The sequence below is a fragment of the uncultured Dysgonomonas sp. genome (assembly GCF_900079725.1).
Taxonomy (GTDB): domain Bacteria; phylum Bacteroidota; class Bacteroidia; order Bacteroidales; family Dysgonomonadaceae; genus Dysgonomonas.
Genome location: NZ_LT599032.1, coordinates 897,665 through 917,889 on the forward strand (window position 1 = coordinate 897,665; position 20,225 = coordinate 917,889).

Genomic DNA, 20,225 nt, shown 5'->3' on the forward strand with positions numbered 1-20,225 from the left:
TATTAAAAGATTTAAACCTAATAAACTGTACAATTAATGGGGGAAGTATTAAACATACTGAAACGGAAAAAGATACAATTCTTTTTCTTGTTTTACATCTTGCTTCTGGTGCCAATATTATGTCCTCTTGCTCAAAACTTTACCTTCATTGATAAAGTAGCTGTATTCGTGGTATGCGGATTACTATTTGCTGCCATATGGGTACTATCTCTCTTTTTAAGTTCCAAATCTGAGAAGATCGTATATTCCATAATGCTGGCTATATCGGTTATTCCGGGTTCTATCTTTCTGGCATATCTTCTTTTTGCCCGGGTAATGCTGGAACAGAACAGTGTAACCAGCCTTTTCGAAACAAATCCTGAAGAAAGCAAGGAATTCGTCGCTCATTACTTAAGTATATGGGTCATAGTCGGCGTATTGATTTATGCAGCAATCCCTATTGTAATGATTTGTACGATGAAATCATTCAAAAAATTAAAAATAGCAGATAATAAACTGCTCTTCACTTTAAGTATTATCATTATCTTGTGCATTGTCGGCATCAACAGGGTTTCCCGTTCAGTCTACTTTGTCAACTTCTATAAAACATTCGTCAGCTATAAGCTAAGGACCAGCTATGAAATAAAGACAATAAAAGAGCGACAGAAGGAAGATTATATAGTAGAGACTCTTCGGAAAGATACTGTTCCGCTTACAATTGTGGTTGTGATAGGCGAGTCGCTGAACAAACATCATATGTCGCTGTATGGCTACCCGCGTAATACCAATCCGTTGCTATCCCAGCTTGGTGACAGCCTTATCGTATATCAGGACGTTGTGGCGCCACAGGTACACACCATTCCGGTCATGCGTTCGGTGTTGTCTATGTCCGAACTGAAGCATCCGGAATACTTCACAGAAAAACCATCTCTTTACGAATTATTTAACCGCAGTGGGTACGATACCTACCTGGTAAGTAATCAGGAATTCAGTGAAGACTGCAAATCCAGCTACGATATTCTGTTGACACTAGCGAAAAAGAAATACAATGTAGCTACATATAAGCAACACGACGATATTGTATTGCCCGTATTGGACAAAATATTCGATGAAAGCGCTAATAACAGAAATAACAAACTGATAGTCGTACACCTGATAGGGAATCATATGGCCTACGAATTCAGATACCCTAAGGAATATATTGTATACAATAATAAAAAGGATAATCTGGTTGCGGATGCTCCCTTCAGGGATGATAAAGCTAAAAAGACAATTGACAAGTTCGACAATTCTGTCCTATATAACGATTATATAATAAGCAGCATCATAAACACACTGAAAAGCCGCCAGAAAGAAGATGCAGTGATGATATACTTCTCCGACCACGGAGAAGAATTATACGACTATCGTGAATTTGCCGGGCACGCATACGAAAAGGTATCGCCAACCATGAGTGAAATACCTTTTATGATATGGATGTCTCCATCGTACAGAAAGAAACACACCGACCTTATATTTGACAATAAACGTCCTTATTCTACCGAAGATTTCATCTATTCCCTTTCAGATCTGGCCGGCTTAAGCTATAAGGACTATAACGATTCCAGAAGTTTATTCTCCAAAGAATTTAAAGCTAAAGAACGCTATGTGGGTGAAAAAAGATATGAGGAAATAAAGGAAAAGTGGCCCCCTAATCCCCCGGAGGGGGACTTACAAAGATAATAGAAATAAAAAGTGACGGAAATAATGAATCTTCATTATTTCCGTCACTTTTTATTCAGCATATTTCTTATACCCTCATTATAAGTCCCCCTCCGGGGGATTAGGGGGCTATCTGTCTTGTTTCAACCTGTCGGCCATTGCCTTCCCTAACGAAATACAGGCATCATATGTGTCGTGGCGCATTGCCTGACGCATTTCTACAGGTTCGCCAATCACTTCAAACTTAGTATCCAAGGCAAACTGAGCCAGACGTTTCACCGCAGCTCCGGCCCATGTAAACGAACCGAAATATCCGAAATAGCGATGTTTCATATCGCGTCCTTCGACTTTCGACAACAAGTATTCCACTTCAGGAAACAGTTTGTTGTTATATGTGGGTGAACCTACAATCAGCCCCTTATATTTAAATATATCACGGATGATATAAGAATGTGAACGTTTCGAAACATTGTGCAGTATAATTTCCTTTATACCCTGCTGAGCCAGCTCATAAGCAACCGTTTCGGCCATTTGCTCGGTGTTTCCGTACATACTGCCATAAGCTATCACTACCCCTTCGTCTCCATCGTAACGGCTGAGCTTATCATAGATAGAGATCACTTTTTTGATCTGCTCATCGATAGTCCATACTGGCCCGTGAGTAGAACAAATCATTTTTATATCCAGTGATCCCAGTTTTTCCAATGCTTTTTGTACCGGAGAGCCAAACTTACCTACTACATTGGAATAATAACGTATCATTTCGTCATAGTAGCGTTCGGGGTGCAATTGCGTATCGGTGATACCGCCATCCAGCGTACCGAATGTACCGAAAGCATCTCCCGAGAAGATAATTTTATCGGTAGTATCGTATGTCATCATTGTTTCCGGCCAATGTACCATCGGGGTGAGATTAAAGACCAGGTTATGTTTACCCAAAGACAACTGGTCACCATCGTCAATCACCATCACGCCGTCAGTTATACCGTAAAAGCCCTGCACCATGTCGGCCGTACGCTTGTTACCTACAACCTTTACGTTGGGATACCTGTTTCTCAGCAAACCGAGAGAACCGGAATGGTCGGGCTCCATATGATTGATAATCACATAGTCGAGCGACTTTCCGTTCAAAGCTATTTCCAGTTTATGAAAGAAAATGTCGGAATAACAAATATCAACAGTATCGAACAATGCTGTTTTTTCATCCGAAATAAGATAGGAGTTGTAAGAAACTCCTTTAGGCAATGGCCACAGATTTTCAAAAAGATGCTTTGTCCGGTCATTCACTCCGATATAGAATAAGTCATCTTTTATTGGAATTGGTTTTAACATACTATCTTGATTAAGTAGTGTAGTGTATTATAATTAAACTATTTTCTTGTAAATACCTGTTGTTTAGGAACATCAAAAAAGCCCAGGAATCCTGCATACTACTTTTTCTTCACATTACTGTTTTTAGGCATAGTGTCCACCTCCGGCGTTTTCTTTGTCAGAGCACTATATAATAGCCATATACCCCAGATCACAAACGGAATACTGAGCAGCTGCCCCATATTAATACCGAATGTATCTATCATTTCTACCTCAAACGGTTCCTGAATATTTTTAATAAACTCTATACAGAACCTTGAAAAGAAAATACCTATAAGCGATATCCCCAGAATAAGTCCTGTTCTGTTTCTTGCATTGGTCTTATAATACAGATACAAACCTAATCCGAATAAAAACAAATAGAAAAGTGCTTCGTATATTTGTGTAGGGTGGCAAGGTAATTCACCCGATCCTCCCATATTGAGAGGCTGATGCCACTTAGGATCCCTGATAAAATTGAAACCCCACGGCAAAGTCGTAGGACCTCCGTATATTTCAGAATTCATGAGATTACCCAAACGTATCGACGTTGCCCCTATAGCTACCCCAACCACAAGACGGTCCAGAGTTTTCACAGTCATCTCTCTTGTCGTATACACCATAGATACACAAATACCGATAAGGAATCCCATAAAAGCAGACTCGCCAAAACCCAGAGAAGGAGAAGAACTGACCGTCAGCCCATAGATATACTGGCACAAACCTCCTAAAACCAAACCTATGAGAGCGAATATACCCAGATGTTTCCAGTTCATCTTTTGCCCGGTTATCTTGAGCGAATACAGGCATACACCAATAGTCATTCCTATTGCCCCGCCATGGCTCGCTAATCCGCCTTCCCACACCATAAGTATCTTAAGGGGATTGGACAGATAATACACAGGATCATAAAACAGGCAATGTCCCAAACGGGCACCTATAACCAGGCCTGTAAGCACATATAAGAACAGAGAATCGAACCATTTCTCCGGAAGCTTTTCCGACTTATACATCTTCTGCACAACTATCGTTGTGCAAAGAACGCCCGCTGCCCATAAAATGCCATACCAACGAATTTCTCTGCCAAATAGAGAAAAAGCTTCAGGATTTACATCCCATGTTATAAATGAAAGCATGTCCAGCATAAAAAATTATATTAGGATTCTATATAAATACAAGAACATTTAATGACACATTGTTTCAATCCCGCTACCTGTTGCATATAAACTTAACAAGGCAGCAATTAATTCCGCCACCATAAACTACCTTATTTTTTCGGATTACAAAGATATAAAAATACTATTCATTTAAAACCTGTTTAAATAATAAGTTACACTAAAAGCCTTAATTCTTCTTTGATAAAAAACTGAACGTTAATATCTTTTGTTATAAATAAAAATACGCATCTAATATAAAATAATTCTAAATAAGTCCAATTATGCAACATACATTTTCCCATTTGTTTTTATGTTAATAAACATTATGCGCAATTTGGAATATTTATTAACATTTTTGCTATCTTTAAAATCAGAAATAGGCTCTGGATAAAGTATCTTGACTTATTCAATTATGTATAAACAGTATAACTGTTAAAAAATTATGGATTATAACAAGACAAATACGTATCTCAAATTCGACAAGTCACGGATGGTTAACCTTGAATACTCTCTGCGCAGAGAAATACTCAGGACAAACCGTCGTGGCGCTTATCATTGCACTACTCTGGTAGAATGCAATACACGCAAACAACACGGACTACTCGTTATGCCTGTACCCAAACTGGATAATTCGAATCATGTATTGCTCTCCTCTTTTGATGAAACAGTTATACAACACGGTGCCGACTTCAATCTGGGAATACATAAATACGATGGAGACAATTACAGTCCGATGGGACACAAATACATCCGCGAGTTTAGCTGCGACTCATTGCCGCGTACCATATACAGGGTTGGCGGAGTAATTCTGTCGAAAGAAAAAATGTTTTCACTTGAAGATAATACTATTTTTATCCGGTATACTCTCCTTGATGCACACTCTCCTACAACCATACGCTTCAAACCGTTCCTTGCATTCCGGGAAATTAACACCCTGACAGGAGAGAACACAGTAGCCGAACATGGTTACAAAGAAGTGGAAAACGGTATCAGTATGTGTATGTATAGCGGTTATCCCGATTTGTACATGCAATTTAACAAAGAGGTTAACTTTGTTTTCGACCCCAATTGGTATAAAGGCATAGAATATGACAGAGATAAGGAAGAAGGCCTGCCGTATAAAGAAGATTTATACGTTCCGGGGTATTTTGAGCTACCTATAACAAAAGGTGAATCCATTATTTTTTCAGCTAGTGACGTCCATGCCGATACAGGCAGGTTATCTGCATTATTCGAAGAGGGTGTAAAAGAACGTACCCCACGCTCTTCTTTCTACAATTGCCTCAAAAATTCCGGACACCAATTTTATTTCCGCCCGTCTAAAGATGAGTTGTATCTACTGAATGGATACCCTTGGGGTAATGTTACTGCACGAGAACAGTTTATGTCTCTCCCTGGTCTTACCCTTGGTCTTGGCAAGCCGGATGCATTCGAAGAAGTGATGGATACTGCCATACCTACAATAGAAGCATTTATGCAAGGGAAACCACTAACGGGTTTTCTCAAAGATATAGATAATGCAGATGTATTACTTTGGTTGCTTTGGGGATTGAAACGATTTTCTGACACCGATAAAGAGCGTTTTTACACCAAATACGCATCTTTAGCCAGCAAAATAGTAGCTTTTATACAAGAAGGGAAACACCCTAATCTTACCCCGTTGACAAACGGATTGCTAAGCGTAGACAATCGCGTAGGGTTTCCGAGCTGGATGAACAATGCTGCCGGCGCAGGCAATTATGCCCTACCCCGCACCGGATGTCTGGTCGAAGTCAATGCTTTCTGGTATAACGCATTAATGTTTAATCAAGAAATTGCCCGTCATCTGGAAGACGCCAAACTGGAAAAGAAGATGGGCTTATTAGCCGAAATAGTAAAAACTTCATTTGTAGAAGTATTTTATAACGATGGCGGTTATCTGTACGACTATGTGGTAGGAAATTATGTAGACTGGAGTGTAAGGCCGAATATGCTTCTGGCTATATCGCAGGATTATCCGCTTCTGGACAAACGGCAAAGTAAATCCATAATAGACATCATCACCAAGGAGCTGCTGACAGCCAAAGGCATACGATCACTCAGTCCAAAGAGTATCGGATTCAGACCGCGCTGTGAAGGTTCCATAACCGACAAACTTCATAGTGCATACAACGGAGCCTCATGGCCTTGGCTGCTTGGCCCGTATATGGAAGCATACCTGAAAATATTCCAACGGAGTGGCTATTCGTTTCTCGACCGTCTGCTCATCGGAGTAGAAGATGAAATGTCGAACGACTGTATCGCCTCACTCTCAGCTCTCTATGATGGAAGTATCCCGTATTTCGGGCATGGACCTATATCGTATTCCATCAGTGTGGCTGGAGTTATCAGGGCGTTAAACCTACAAAAAGCGTTTGCAGATGAATATTAAGAAAAGTATTAACCGTATAAAAAATATTAATGAGAGACGGAAAATTGACACATGCTATTTTCTCTGTTTCATTAATGCTTAATTTTGGAACTATATGAAAGCATTAATGTTTGGATGGGAGTTTCCTCCTCATATATTAGGAGGGCTCGGAACTGCAAGCTATGGCCTTACCAAAGGTATGGCTATGCAGCCTGATATGGATATTACATTTGTAATACCCAAGCCAAGGGGAGATGAAGACCAGAGTTTTCTGAAAATCATCGGGGCATGTAATACCCCTGTTGTATGGAAAGATGTTTATTGGGACTATGTAAGCGAAAGGCTTTCAAAATATATGGATCCTCAGGAATATTATAATATGCGGGATCATATTTATGCCGATTTCAGTTATATGTACACCAATGATCTGGGTTGTATCGAATTCTCGGGACGTTATCCCGACAATCTCCTCGAAGAGATAAATAACTATTCGATAATGGCCGGAGTAATAGCCCGCACCCACGATTATGACATTATTCATTCTCACGACTGGCTTACATATCCTGCAGGCATACATGCCAAAAATATATTAGGCAAACCACTGGTTATACACGTACATGCTACCGACTTCGACCGCAGTCGCGGGAATGTAAATCCACAGGTATATCAGATGGAGAAAAACGGTATGGATCATGCTGACCATATTATTTGTGTAAGTAATCTTACTCGGCAGACGGTAATCGAAAAATACTATCAGGACCCGGCAAAAGTAACTACAGTACACAATGCCGTAGAACCTTTAAGTCCTGAAATACTAGCCATTAACACAGAAAAAGGGATAAAAGACAAAGTGGTTACTTTCCTCGGGCGTATCACCATGCAGAAAGGCCCGGAATACTTTGTGGAAGCAGCAGCCCGTGTATTGGAAAGAGCTAAGCATATACAGTTTGTTATGGCAGGCAGTGGCGATATGATGGAACGCATGCTGTATCTGGCTGCCGAAAAGGGTATATCGGACCGGTTCCATTTCACAGGATTCCTAAAAGGGAAACAAGTATATGAAATGTTGAAGCGTAGCGATGTATATGTAATGCCATCGGTGTCCGAACCTTTCGGTATTTCTCCGCTCGAAGCCATGCAGTGCAGCATCCCTACTATTATATCCAAACAATCGGGATGTGCCGAAATTCTGGATAAAGCCGTCAAAGTAGATTACTGGGATGTAGATGCCATGGCTGACGCCATATATTCTATTTGTACATACGATGCTATGGCCGATTTCCTCAGCAAAGAGGGGAAAGCCGAGGTGGATAATATCAAATGGGAATATGCCGGACAGAAAGTAAGGGATATATATAATAACTTGTGTAAATAAAACAACTATATAAATTATGAAAAATATTTGTTTCTACTTCCAGATACATCAGCCACACCGCCTGAAAAGGTACAGGTTTTTCAATATCGGAGGCGACCACTATTATTATGATGATTTCGCCAATGAAGATTTTATTCAACGGGTAGCTGAAGTTTCCTTTGTTCCGGCCAACAGATTGATGTTGGAAATGATAAAGGAATACAATGGTAAGTTTAAAGTTGCATTCTCGATTTCGGGCGTAGCATTAGACCAGATGGAAATATATGCACCGGAAGTAATCGACGGATTCAAAGAACTGGCCGATACAGGATGTGTTGAATTCTTATCCGAAACACAAGGACATTCACTGGCTTCCCTTATCGACCCCGAAGGTTTTAAAAAACAAGTAAAAGAACACGACGATAAAATTGAAAGCCTGTTCGGACAACGTCCAAAAATATTCCGTAATACAGAACTGATCTACTCGGACGATATCGCTGAACTTGTTTACGATATGGGATTCACGGGTATGATCACTCCCGGCGCAAAAAGGACATTGGGCTGGAAAAGTCCTAACTATGTATATAAATCGGCTGTGCAACCGAAACTAAAACTATTGATGCGTAATCCACGATTCAGTGACGATATCGCGACCCGCTTCTCTAACTACAATTGGAGCGAATACCCGCTTACCGCTGACAAATTTATCAACTGGATTGCTACCACTCCTAAGGAAGAGCAGGTAGTTAACCTGTTTATGAATTACGAGGCACTGGGTAACTTCCAGAAGAAAAGCTCGGGTATATTCGATTTCATGAGGGCATTGCCTCGATTTGCAACAGAAAAGAATATCGGATTTGCAACCCCTTCCGAAGTGCTCAATATGCTGAAACCCGTAGACAGCATCTCTTCTATGCACCCGATATCATGGGTAGGTGAAGAAAGGGATATATCGGCATGGTTGGGTAATACATTGCAGCAGGAAGCTTTCCACAAGCTATACGAAGTAGCTGAACGTGTGAGCATGAGCCAATCCAGAAGGCTCCTACAAGACTGGAATTACTTGCAATCGAGCGATCATTTCTACTATATGGGAACCAAACACGACCTTCCTTTCAGCCCTTACAGCTCTCCATACGAAGCATTTAATACCTACATGAATGTATTGAGTGACTTCAAGGAAAGAGTCGATGCTGAATTCCCTAGTTCGATAGAAAACGAAGAATTGAACGCCCTGCTGACAACTATTCACAATCAGGCGGATGAAATAGACCGCTTGGAAGATAAAATAAAGAAACTGGAAGCAAAGACAAAAGTTTCCGCACCCAAGGCTACAGATGAGCATGCTATAACCCCTGCAACTATCAAAGAGAAAAAAACTGCACCTGCCAAAAAAGAAGCGAAAGCTAAAACTGCTGTTGCAGCCGTCAAAGCTGAAGATAAGACTAAACAGGCAACCAACGTGAAGGCTGAACCTGATAAAACTATACCTATGGCTAAAAAAACAACGGCAAAACCAGCAGTAAAGACAAAAACGGAAGCTAAGCCAAAAGTCGCAGAAAAGAAACCCGCACCAGCGACTAAAGTGAAAACGAAAAAATAAATAGATAATATTTTATTCCCTTGCAACTTTTAGGAATCAGAATGCATCTTTATTAATAGGAACGTATTAGTCACAGTAACAAACTATTCCAGCTATGAAAACAAAGATGCATTCTGTTTTTTCAATGGTACGATTTTCTGTACTATCTCTAGCCGACGAATTTTCAGGCACAACCGTCAATTCAGAAGAAAAAGGTTGGATGAAAAGGGTTGTTTCAGGATTAAAGCCTGAAGAACATATAGTAAAGAATAATATAATAATAGCGAAAATTCCAAAGATCGACGCTTTATAAACAAATAGATCCAGAAATGGGATAAGACATGTTGCCCGCTCTGCCTACACCACGTAGTCTTATCTTTTACAGTTCCTGCACCGCCAGATAATTGTAATCACTTACCACTTTACGAAGAAATACCCTGTCGGGGCCATTATAAGTATATCCTGTAATGGACTTTATGCGTTCGGCCAACCGTTGGTTGAAGTAATCGCTGTCGCGCATGCGCTGATCTTCTATTATAGAACTGATAGTCTGAATATCCTTATCGGAAAGCTTATCCAAGACATCTGTATAAGTCACTTTATAATCTTCATGGAAATCGAGATCGGTAATAGATAATTCCCTGTTACGACTATTCAATTTGAGGTCTATAACCGTAGTTCCGGCCAGGAGATCGCCCAAGCGTTGCGATTTTTTTGTCACAGCCACCATGATTACCGCCAGAAAACCTTCTGTCATGGAAAAGTCTATCAAACGAAAAAGCCATCTTATGAGGAACGAACTCGAAGTAGGAGCTGTACCGTCAACATTGACAACCCTTATTTTCATGACCATTTTACCGGGGCTCTGCCCGTTATTTAAAGTTTCGAAAAGTAAATCGTAAAATATTACAGGAAGAAAGATAATGATAACAATAAAAACGGCAAAGATATCCCCGTTGAAAGCCTGATTTATTCCAAAAGAAGCCACTGTTCCCAAAATCCAAAACCAACCGATGACCCACACAATAATAGCAATAAGATCGAGAAGGTAAGCCAGTATACGCTGTCCTACGCCTGCAGTTTCATAATCTATAGTTACATTTTGTGTTGTTTGAACTTCAATAATCATCTTGATAAATAAAATAAAGTGTCAAGCTTTTTAATACCTGTACCTATTTTGTGTTCTATTTATAACAGGAAGAAACCACAACTCCAGATACCCTCTATCATTTATAATTGACAAATTTAATTTTTTTGTATGATTATTACGGCATTTCTTTCTTTCTTTTTAGGCAAAGGCTTATATTTGCGATAATAATTCAAAATACGAACTACAAACTAATGAGAGAAGCCGCCTTTGTTAAGGAAAACAGGAATAAGTGGCAGCAGATAGACAGTCAGACCAAAGATAAAGACATTCCGGCTGAAACACTTGCTGACAACTTCATAGAACTTACAGACGATCTCTCGTATGCACGTACTTTTTACCCCAAATCCCAAACCGTAAGATATCTTAATCAGCTCGCCGGCAGATATTTCATTAATATATATCAGTACCGTAAAAAAGAGAACGGCCGTTTCCTTCGTTTCTGGAAAACCGAATTGCCGCTTATCATGTACAAGTACAGGAAGAATATGCTCTATGCGTTCCTGTTCATGTTCGCAGGTGTACTGTTAGGGATCTTCTCTCTGCAACAGGAATCCAATTTTTCAAGCGTAGTACTAGGACAGGAATATGTGAATATGACTCTTGAAAATATAGAAAACGGTGATCCTATGGCTGTATACAAAGACGATGCTAAAGGGTGGATGTTTTTTGGCATAGGAACTAATAATATCAGAGTAGCATTCTATGCTTTTATTCTTGGTGTACTTTGTTCGGTAGGAACTGTTTATATACTCTTTTCTAATGGAGTAATGCTGGGTGTATTCCAATACTTTTTCTACCAATACGGACTGCTCGGCGAATCAGCGTCTATCATATGGCTGCATGGCACTTTGGAAATATCGGCTATTATCATAGCCGGAGGCGCAGGTATGGTTTTGGGAAATAGTATCCTGTTCCCCGGCACCTACAAACGGATAGATGCAGTGCAAAGAGCGGTAAAAGATGCTGTAAAAATAGTAGTAGGTCTGGTTCCCGTCTTTATTGTAGCTGCTTTTATCGAAAGTTATATTACCCGCCTTACAGATATGCCTGTATATCTTAAACTGACAATAATAGGCCTATCGGCTTTATTTATTATATGGTATTTTATTTATTATCCTTATCTCGTAAACAAAAAAGTGAATGGAGACACATGAAAAAATCAGATTGAACGGAAACCGCGATTTCAGCGGTAATTTCGATATGGCGATAAAGTTCATCAAGCAGAATTTCGGACCTGTAGCACGTGGAGTTTCTTATCTGATACCTCTATTACTGATAGCTGCATTCTTTATGCCGAACCTGTTTAAACTATACTATCAGATAGGCTCGGGGCATAATAATCCGGATACAATCTTCGATGATTTCTCATATCTAAGTATTATTGGAGGGATAGCAGCTTATTTATTACTGATACTTACCATGTTTTTAATGGCATTATTTACCATCTCATACATGGCATTATATGTAAAGTCAAAAGACGGAGTGGTAGATAATTCGGAGGTATGGAAAAAAGTGCCTAAAATCGCGTTACCGGCTCTTGGAGGTGGCATTCTTTTCGGATTGGCAGTTATGATAGGTGGTGTTTTGTGTTATATACCGGGTATTATTGCTGCTGTCTATCTGGGCTTTTACTTATATGCTTATATTAACGAAGACTTAGGTATTATCGATAGCTTTCAATATAGTATCAAACTGGTTCAGAACAACTTTTGGGTAACATTAGGCTATGGATTCGTATTTTCTTTCATAATAGGAATGGTCAGTATGGTGTTTATCGTTCCGTTCTATGTGGGACTGATAGCCAGTATGCTTCAGGTTGAGTTTTTTGCGGGCGAAATATTCTTTATTTTGTCCACTATGATTCTTTTTGTTGGTTATATTTTCACCTATACAGCCATGTATATGGCTATGGGTGTGATGTATTACAGCCATCGCAACAAGATAGAAGGCAACGATCTGGAATTTGAGATAGACAGTATAGGAAACCAGAACGATACTCCTCCAAGCATCCCATATTAATCCGGTCTCTGTGTTGAATAATAAGATAGATATAACATTTATAAAGGGTATATTATTTATATTCTTCGTATGCCTGTTCTCAGATCTTCCGGCACAGACCGACTCTGCACAAGCTATTGCAACACCATCGGCGCAAGAATCCGTAGATTTCAGAATCCCCGATGAAGCGAAAATAAAAGAATATCAGAACGATAATCGCTTCCAGTACAAAAGAGTAGAAAAAGTTCCATCATGGTGGGATAAAGTTAAAAATTGGTTCTTTAACCTCTTTGCCGATATATTTTCAGCCGTGGCAAGATCAGGCTTTCCGGGAGTTATAGTCCTTATAGCGCTTATTGTTATCATATGTCTGATTGTGCTAAAATTTGCCGGGGTAGACTTCAGAACAGTGTTCGGGAAGAAAAAGATGGATACGCCCGAAATAGACATTTATACTGAGAATGTACACAACATGGATTTCGATTCGCTGATAGCGAATGCGTTGAAAAATAAAGATTACCGCCTTGTTATACGCTTCCTATATCTGAAAAATCTGAAACTGCTAACAGATAAGGAATTTATAGAGTGGAAGCCAAACAAGACCAATTACAGTTACCAGTATGAGATAGAAAATCAGGCTGTACGTTCCCAATTTATGGAAACGACACTTATTTTCGATTATATATGGTATGGTGAATTTATTCCTGATGAAACCAACTTCCCCATAATATATAACCGGATGGAGTCTTTCTCTAAAACGATAGCCAATGAAAGATAAAAAGATGATAGCACTTATAGTGGTGGTTGTCCTCTTGCTGTTCGGACTCTCATTCGCTAGGTCTAAGGCTCCGAAGCCTGTGGACTGGTCTCCTACTTTCATTAATTCTAAAACAGGACCTTACGGCACATATATTACATATCAGTTACTAAGTGATATCTTTGATAAAAAGAACATACGCGTCACCCGTATGCCTGTCTATAACAATCTGAAGAAAAATGTGGGAGAATACCTTACTTATGACGATGATCCATATTCATACGAAGATAAGGATTATTATGACACATATGAGGAATCTACAATCACTGATTATTCAGACTATGAGACCGACTCTGCAACAGATTATATAGAAGAACAAGTAGAGATCAATAATATCCCTACAGAAGAATATGACCCTAGTTCATGGTATGTCGATCTGGATAATATATCAGACACTACCTCATATATATTCATAAATACAAGCTTTACGCTTGATAAACTTGATATGGAGTATATGCTGGACTTCATAGGGTTGGGCAATAACGTCTTTATTTCTGCCGAAACAATAGACAGAAAGCTTTTGGATACATTGAATATAAAGACAGATGTAAAATATTTCCAGACAGATACAGTTTATAACCTTACCGATCATTCCGCAAAAAAATACAGTTTCGGCAGTATTCAGGGACAAGTAAAATTTAATACAGATAGTTGTAAACTCTCCGTCAGGCCTTTAGCCTTTAACAACAAAAGAGATACCGTATTCATCGATATTAAGTATGGCAAAGGCCATATTTACCTACATTCCGTGCCTTCAGCTTTTGCAAATGTGAACATGCTCCAAATCAGGAAGTATGACTTCGGATTCCGGTGCTTATCATACCTGCCCAAAAACAGTAAGATAATCTGGGACGAATATCAGAAGCAGGGTTCATTGGGTGAAGGTAGCGATTTTAAGATCATGTTAAATAATCCGCCTTTACGTGTGGCATTGTATGTTATCCTCATTGGATTTCTTCTATTCATGCTGTTCAGATCGAAACGTATCCAACGGGCGATTCCAATTATTAAGCCCCCGATAAATTCATCCTTAGAATTTCTGGGTACGATAAGTAATCTATATTACCGAAAGAAGGATTTTAATACAATATTGGCAAAGCGGCATGCATATTTCCTCGATTACATCAGGAAACACTATTACATGCCAACCGAAAACATCGATAATGAATTTGTAAACGTATTAAGCGCAAAATCGGGAATGGATAAAGACAGGCTCAGTGAATTGTTCCATATCTATAAGGACCTATCCACTCTAGCCTTTATTGAAACCCAACCGTTCCTAAGGTATAATAACTTGTTGGAAGAGTTTTACAGAACCGTAAAAAACAAATAAACAGAGATATATGTCAGATTTAGAATTCCAGTCGAGAATAGATTTCTCCGAATTGAGCCAAAGCGTTCAAAGCATAAAAAACGAAATCGGGCGGGTTGTTGTCGGCCAGCATCAGTTGATAGAACAAATGATTGTTGCTATTCTGGCAAATGGCCATGTGCTGGTAGAAGGCGTGCCCGGTGTTGCAAAAACATTATCTGCTAAACTTTTAGCTAAGACAATCGATGTAGGATTCAGCCGTATCCAGTTTACCCCCGACCTGATGCCGTCAGACGTATTAGGCACGAGTATTTTCCTGCCGGGAGCCGCTAAGTTCGAATTCAAGAAAGGGCCTATATTCTCCAATATAGTCCTGATAGACGAAATAAACCGTTCTCCTGCCAAAACTCAGGCTGCTTTGTTCGAAGTGATGGAAGAACGCCAGGTAACAAACGACGGCACCACATACAAGATGGATTATCCGTTCCTCGTAATAGCTACACAAAACCCTATCGAACAGGAAGGTACTTATCGCTTGCCGGAAGCACAGCTCGACCGCTTCCTCTTCAAGATAGTAGTGGATTATCCGAATATCGTCGATGAAATCGCTATCCTTGATCGTCAGAACAAAGGCGAACTAACTATAGATGTAGGTATAAACGCGGTATTAGATGCTGCAAAGCTCAACCGATTGCGTCAGGCTGTAGAAAAGGTATTGGTCGAACATCATCTGCTCGAATACATCGCGCAAATAGTATCTGCCACCCGTCAGAGTCCATGGATAACATTAGGAGCTTCGCCTAGGGCTTCCCTTGCTATACTGAATGCATCGAAAGCACTGGCTGCAATCAGAGGCCGAGACTTTATCACGCCCGACGATATAAAAGAAATGGCTGTGCCTGTGCTTCGTCACAGAGTATTATTAACACCCGAAAAAGAAATGGACGGTACATCTACCGATACAATCATATGGCAATTGATAGACAAAGCGGAGGTTCCCCGGTAATACGGTTTATTAAGAGTCTCTATCTTACAAACCTGCTCTTTATTACACTGGCATTATGTGTGATAGGACTTTTCGCATGCTTTATTTTCGATGAATATTTCTACCTGATGCAGCTCGTATTGGGTGTATTCTGCGTATTCATCCTGCTGGATATATTCACCGTCTTTCGTCAAAAGAAAGGAATAATAGGTTCGCGTAATTGTCCCGACAGGCTATCAAATGGTGACCAAAATACAATATCTTTCTCTATTACAAACAGATATCCGTTCAAAGTCAGGATAAAAATAGTAGAGGAAGTACCTTTCCAATTTCAGAAAAGGGATCTGATATTCAGAACCTCTCTGGGAGTAGACAAAGTAGAGGTCTTTTATTACGACTTGCGCCCTACCCGGCGGGGAGTATATCAATTCGGCGCTCTGAATGTTTATGTGTCAGGTTTGTTCGGTTTCGTCAGCAGACGCTATATCTTCGACAACCATAAAGATGTAGCAGTATATCCTTCATTTATCGAGATGCATAAATATGAATTGCTGGCTGCATCGCACCGTCTGACCGATTACGGGGTAAAAAGAATCAGGCGGATAGGACATGCGACCGAATTCGACCATATTAAACATTATACACTCGGAGACGACCCCCGTACAATCAACTATAAAGCAACAGCCCGAATGAACCAACTCATGGTGAATACATATCAGGAAGAGAAGTCTCAACCTGTATATTGCCTTATAGATAAAGGGCGTACAATGAAAATGCCGTTTAATGGGCTTACATTGCTCGATTATGCTATCAATTCGACCTTAATGGTATGCAGTACAGCACTTAACAAAGGCGATAAAGCAGGGCTGATAACATTCTCGAAAGGAATAGATGAAATACTGCCTGCCGATAAGCATCGCCGTCAACGAAACAAGATACTGGAAACACTGTACGCACAGCAAACCGACTTCAAGGAAGCCGACTATGAACGCCTGTATGTCACCGTACGCCGTAAACTGACACAGCGAAGCCTGATAATCCTATATACCAACTTCGAAACAGTAAACAGCATGCGCCGCCAATTGAAATACCTGAGCAGCATGGCCAAAGATCACCTGATACTGGTTGCTTTCTTCCTCAACTCGGAGTTTAACGAAGTCTTGGATACCCCACCCTCCAATCTGGAGGAAACTTTTCGCAAAGGGATGGCTGAAAAACTGTCGTATGACAAACTGCTTATTGTGAAAGAGCTGAACAGATACGGGATTTACACAATATTGTCAAAGCCCGAGAATCTGACAATCGACTCCATTAATAAATATCTGGAGTTCAAATCGAGAGGGCTGATATAACTACAATAAAATAAACAAAGGTCAGAATATAAACCCTGACCTTTTTATATTGGTTTACATCCTACTATTCTTCTATCGATCCGCTCTGAGAAGCAATCGCATCCACTACAGCAATAGTGGTAAGATTTATAATATCCCGTACAGAACTTTCAATATCGGTGAAATGTACCGGTTTGCGTAGTCCCATCTGAATAGGTCCGATACTTTCACCGGCAATACCGAGTTCCATAAGCAGCTTACTGGATATATTCGCAGAGCTCAAATTCGGGAATATCAATGTATTTACATCCTTACCTCTTAGGGCATTGAAAGGGAAAGTCCTGTCTCTTAGATCCTTGTTCATCGCAAAGTTCAGTTGCATTTCGCCGTCAATCTTGAATTCAGGATAATTCTCATGGAAATACCGTACAGCATTTGCGATACTCTTAGGGCTACCATTATCATCAGCTCCATAATTGGAGAATGACAACATGGCCATTACCGGCTCTGTCGCAAAATATTTTACAGCATCGTGAGTCAGTTTCACTATTTCGATCAGAGTATCCTCTTCCGGCCAGCGATTAATCAATGTATCGGCCAGAAAATAAGGGCCTCTCTTTGTTTGTACAATATGCATTGCTCCAAAGTGCTTATAATTCGGTCGCAATCCGATAACTTCCAGCGCAGTACGGGCAAACTCACGATAATGGCTGTAAATTCCGGTTATCACAGCATCGGCATCCCCTGTTTCCACCATCATCATACCAAAGTAATTACGGTCGCTCATTTTCTCGAAGGCTTCCTGATAACGGATACCTTCTCTGGACTTCTTCTCACTTAATATCCTCGCATAACGGCTACGCCTTACATCTTCCGATATATTACGATGATCTATAATCTGTATCCCATTCAGTTCAAGCCCGTTTTCACTAGCAATATTCCTAATGCGATCTTCGCTTCCCAACAGAATAGGATGGCATAAACCATCTTTATGTGCAAAAATAGCAGCCTTTATCATATTGATATGGTTACCCTCGCAATATACAACCCGCTTAGGATCACTCTTAGCCAAATGAGTAAGACGGTGTATAAGCTTATTGCTGTAACCCAGCATCTCCGATAGTTTGTTTTCATATGTATCCCAATCGGTAATCTGCTTACGGGCAACACCGCTTTCGATAGCCGCTTTGGCTACTGCAACAGAAACGGTCGTCAGTAAGCGTGGATCGAGAGGTTTCGGTATAATGTATTCTTTACCGAAAGACAAGCGTTTCAACTCATATGCTGTATTAATAACATCAGGAACAGGTTCCTTTGCCAGATCGGCAATAGCACGTGCTGCAGCAAGTTTCATTTCTTCATTGATACCTGTAGCCCTCACATCGAGCGCGCCACGGAATATATAAGGAAATCCCAACACATTGTTTACCTGATTAGGATAATCGGAGCGACCTGTGGCAAAAACAATATCGTCGCGGGAAGCCATTGCTTCTTCGTATGAAATCTCAGGATTGGGATTTGCCAGAGCAAATACAATCGGATCCGGGCCCATTTTGCGAACCATCTCTTTTGTCAGCACATCAGCTTTGGACAAGCCCAGAAACACATCGGCACCTTCTAAAGCTTCCGTCAGCGTTGTTATATCTCTATCGGTCGCAAAACATTTCTTTATATCACTCAAATCATTACGTCTTGTAGTAAGTACCCCCTTACTATCGCACATAATTATATTTTCTTTCCTCACTCCGAATTTCATATACAGGTTGGTACAGGCCACTGCCGAAGCTCCTGCTCCGTTCACAACCAGTTTTATCTTCGAAATATCCTTATTTGTTACATCCAGCGCGTTAAGCAATGCAGCTGCTGATATAATAGCCGTACCATGCTGATCGTCATGCATCACCGGAATATCGAGTTCTTCCCGCAGGCGTCGCTCTATTTCGAAGCATTCAGGAGCTTTTATATCTTCCAGATTGATTCCTCCGAATGTAGGGGAAATTGCTTTTACTGTCTGTATAAATTTTTCCGGATCTTTTTCATCCACCTCAATATCAAAGACATCGATTCCTCCGTATATTTTAAAAAGTAAGCCCTTACCTTCCATCACCGGCTTGCCTGCCAAAGCTCCGATATCTCCCAGTCCCAAAACGGCCGTACCATTAGATATAACAGCCACCAGATTCCCTTTGGCTGTGTAATCATAAGCTGTCTGAGGATATTTTTCTATCTCCAGGCAAGGCTCGGCTACGCCGGGCGAATATGCCAAAGCTAAATCGGTTTGAGTACTGTGGGGTTTTGAGGGAACAACTTCAATTTTTCCCGGTCTGCCTGATGAGTGATACTTTAAAGCAGCTTCTCTTGTAACTTTAGGCATAATCTTAAGATTTTTATAAGTTTTACTAATTAGATCAACTAGTATGAATTAAAAACAAAGTTACAAAAAAGGAATCTGATACAGGCAAAAATTTAGGCTAATCGTTATGACAACAAAAACTGTTTTTCAACATAAAAAAGATAGATATAAGAAGCTTAAATCAATAATTTTCAACTTCGTTAACATCATAAAGACAGAACACAATATAACAAGATTAGATATTTTGCTTTATTTCAATAATTTGATGCGAGATGATGAAGATAGTATAATAACAGGTAGCAGCTCAATTTTTATACAGTCTTCATTTTAACGATAAAAGCATTATAAGCGGCATTCAACATTTACAGTGAGCACAATCATCTGTTAACAGAAGTACAGGTCTTTCAACTTATTATTTAAAACTTATAACTCATCGATAAATTTACATCTATTAACCATATTTAGTTAAAACCTGACAAGCCTGACAGTTTTTTAATTATTTCCATCTTGTATATTTTACATTCGTTAACCATATATAGTTAAAAAGCAACAAAGGTAACACGAAAAGCAATAAATAATTAAGAATGAATAATTAATAATTTAGCTTGTCATGCTGAGCGGAGCGAAGTATCTTCTTCATTAAAAGGTAACAAAGGTAACACTCTTTTCTCAGCTTTACTTTTTACTTATTCCAATACTTCAAAGAACTATATACTAAGACAATAACTTAGTGTATAGATAAAGTATTTTGCAAAAAGTTATTTTTA

Annotated in this window: 15 protein-coding genes; 11 read left to right on the plus strand and 4 right to left on the minus strand. The window is 39.8% G+C overall.

The window, feature by feature from the left end; all coding sequences use genetic code 11:
* Nucleotides 1–36 precede the first annotated feature (36 nt).
* Nucleotides 37–1,701: a sulfatase-like hydrolase/transferase gene (locus QZL88_RS03880; protein WP_296938718.1), complete on the plus strand. Its 1,665-nt coding sequence runs from the start codon at nt 37–39 to the stop codon at nt 1,699–1,701.
* 108 nt (nt 1,702–1,809) lie between these two features.
* On the opposite strand, the gene QZL88_RS03885 is transcribed toward QZL88_RS03880, so the two are convergent.
* Both QZL88_RS03885 and lgt read right to left on the minus strand, forming a co-directional pair.
* Nucleotides 1,810–3,012: an FprA family A-type flavoprotein gene (locus QZL88_RS03885; protein ID WP_006800380.1), complete on the minus strand. Its 1,203-nt coding sequence runs from the start codon at nt 3,010–3,012 to the stop codon at nt 1,810–1,812.
* Between the two features lie 98 nt (nt 3,013–3,110).
* Complete coding sequence (gene lgt, locus QZL88_RS03890) at nt 3,111–4,175, minus strand: prolipoprotein diacylglyceryl transferase (protein ID WP_296938719.1); 1,065 nt, start codon at nt 4,173–4,175, stop codon at nt 3,111–3,113.
* 454 nt (nt 4,176–4,629) lie between these two features.
* On the opposite strand from lgt, the gene QZL88_RS03895 reads away from it, so the two are divergent.
* The 4 genes from QZL88_RS03895 to QZL88_RS03910 all read left to right on the plus strand — a co-directional run bounded on the left by QZL88_RS03895 (nt 4,630) and on the right by QZL88_RS03910 (nt 9,825).
* Nucleotides 4,630–6,597 (plus strand): glycogen debranching enzyme N-terminal domain-containing protein, encoded by a 1,968-nt coding sequence (locus QZL88_RS03895; RefSeq protein ID WP_296938721.1) that lies wholly within the window; start codon nt 4,630–4,632, stop codon nt 6,595–6,597.
* Nucleotides 6,598–6,691: 94 nt separating this feature from the next.
* The gene (locus QZL88_RS03900; RefSeq protein WP_296938723.1) at nt 6,692–7,951 is read left to right on the plus strand and encodes a glycosyltransferase; all 1,260 of its coding nucleotides are present in this window, start codon (nt 6,692–6,694) and stop codon (nt 7,949–7,951) included.
* A 16-nt stretch (nt 7,952–7,967) separates the two neighbouring features.
* Entirely contained in the window at nt 7,968–9,533 is a 1,566-nt protein-coding gene (locus QZL88_RS03905; protein ID WP_296938724.1) for a polysaccharide deacetylase family protein, read from the plus strand.
* 94 nt (nt 9,534–9,627) lie between these two features.
* The gene (locus tag QZL88_RS03910; protein WP_296938725.1) at nt 9,628–9,825 is read left to right on the plus strand and encodes a hypothetical protein; all 198 of its coding nucleotides are present in this window, start codon (nt 9,628–9,630) and stop codon (nt 9,823–9,825) included.
* Between the two features lie 66 nt (nt 9,826–9,891).
* Here QZL88_RS03910 and QZL88_RS03915 read toward each other — a convergent pair whose 3' ends face one another.
* Nucleotides 9,892–10,641 (minus strand): RDD family protein, encoded by a 750-nt coding sequence (locus QZL88_RS03915; RefSeq protein ID WP_296938726.1) that lies wholly within the window; start codon nt 10,639–10,641, stop codon nt 9,892–9,894.
* 212 nt (nt 10,642–10,853) lie between these two features.
* Here QZL88_RS03915 and QZL88_RS03920 point away from each other — a divergent pair, with 212 nt between their 5' ends.
* Genes QZL88_RS03920 through QZL88_RS03945 form a run of 6 tightly spaced genes read left to right on the plus strand, consistent with a single transcriptional unit; the run spans nt 10,854 to nt 17,126 of the window.
* Nucleotides 10,854–11,816 carry a stage II sporulation protein M gene (locus tag QZL88_RS03920; RefSeq protein WP_296938728.1) on the plus strand — a complete coding sequence of 321 codons (963 nt, stop codon included), beginning with the start codon at nt 10,854–10,856 and terminating at the stop codon, nt 11,814–11,816.
* Nucleotides 11,803–12,681, plus strand: coding sequence for a hypothetical protein (locus QZL88_RS03925; protein ID WP_296938730.1), 879 nt, complete (start codon nt 11,803–11,805; stop codon nt 12,679–12,681). Before QZL88_RS03920 ends, QZL88_RS03925 begins: the two co-directional genes overlap by 14 nt.
* Before the next feature lie 10 nt (nt 12,682–12,691).
* Nucleotides 12,692–13,438 (plus strand): hypothetical protein, encoded by a 747-nt coding sequence (locus QZL88_RS03930; RefSeq protein ID WP_296938732.1) that lies wholly within the window; start codon nt 12,692–12,694, stop codon nt 13,436–13,438.
* Complete coding sequence (locus tag QZL88_RS03935; protein WP_296938733.1) at nt 13,428–14,810, plus strand: DUF4350 domain-containing protein; 1,383 nt, start codon at nt 13,428–13,430, stop codon at nt 14,808–14,810. The genes QZL88_RS03930 and QZL88_RS03935 overlap by 11 nt, the downstream gene beginning before the upstream one ends.
* A 10-nt stretch (nt 14,811–14,820) precedes the next feature.
* Entirely contained in the window at nt 14,821–15,795 is a 975-nt protein-coding gene (locus QZL88_RS03940) for a MoxR family ATPase (protein WP_296938735.1), read from the plus strand.
* Nucleotides 15,759–17,126, plus strand: coding sequence for a DUF58 domain-containing protein (locus tag QZL88_RS03945; RefSeq protein WP_296938736.1), 1,368 nt, complete (start codon nt 15,759–15,761; stop codon nt 17,124–17,126). Before QZL88_RS03940 ends, QZL88_RS03945 begins: the two co-directional genes overlap by 37 nt.
* Before the next feature lie 64 nt (nt 17,127–17,190).
* On the opposite strand, the gene QZL88_RS03950 is transcribed toward QZL88_RS03945, so the two are convergent.
* Nucleotides 17,191–19,479, minus strand: a complete 2,289-nt coding sequence (locus QZL88_RS03950) for an NADP-dependent malic enzyme (protein WP_296938738.1) — start codon at nt 19,477–19,479, stop codon at nt 17,191–17,193.
* Between the last annotated feature and the right edge of the window lie 746 nt (nt 19,480–20,225).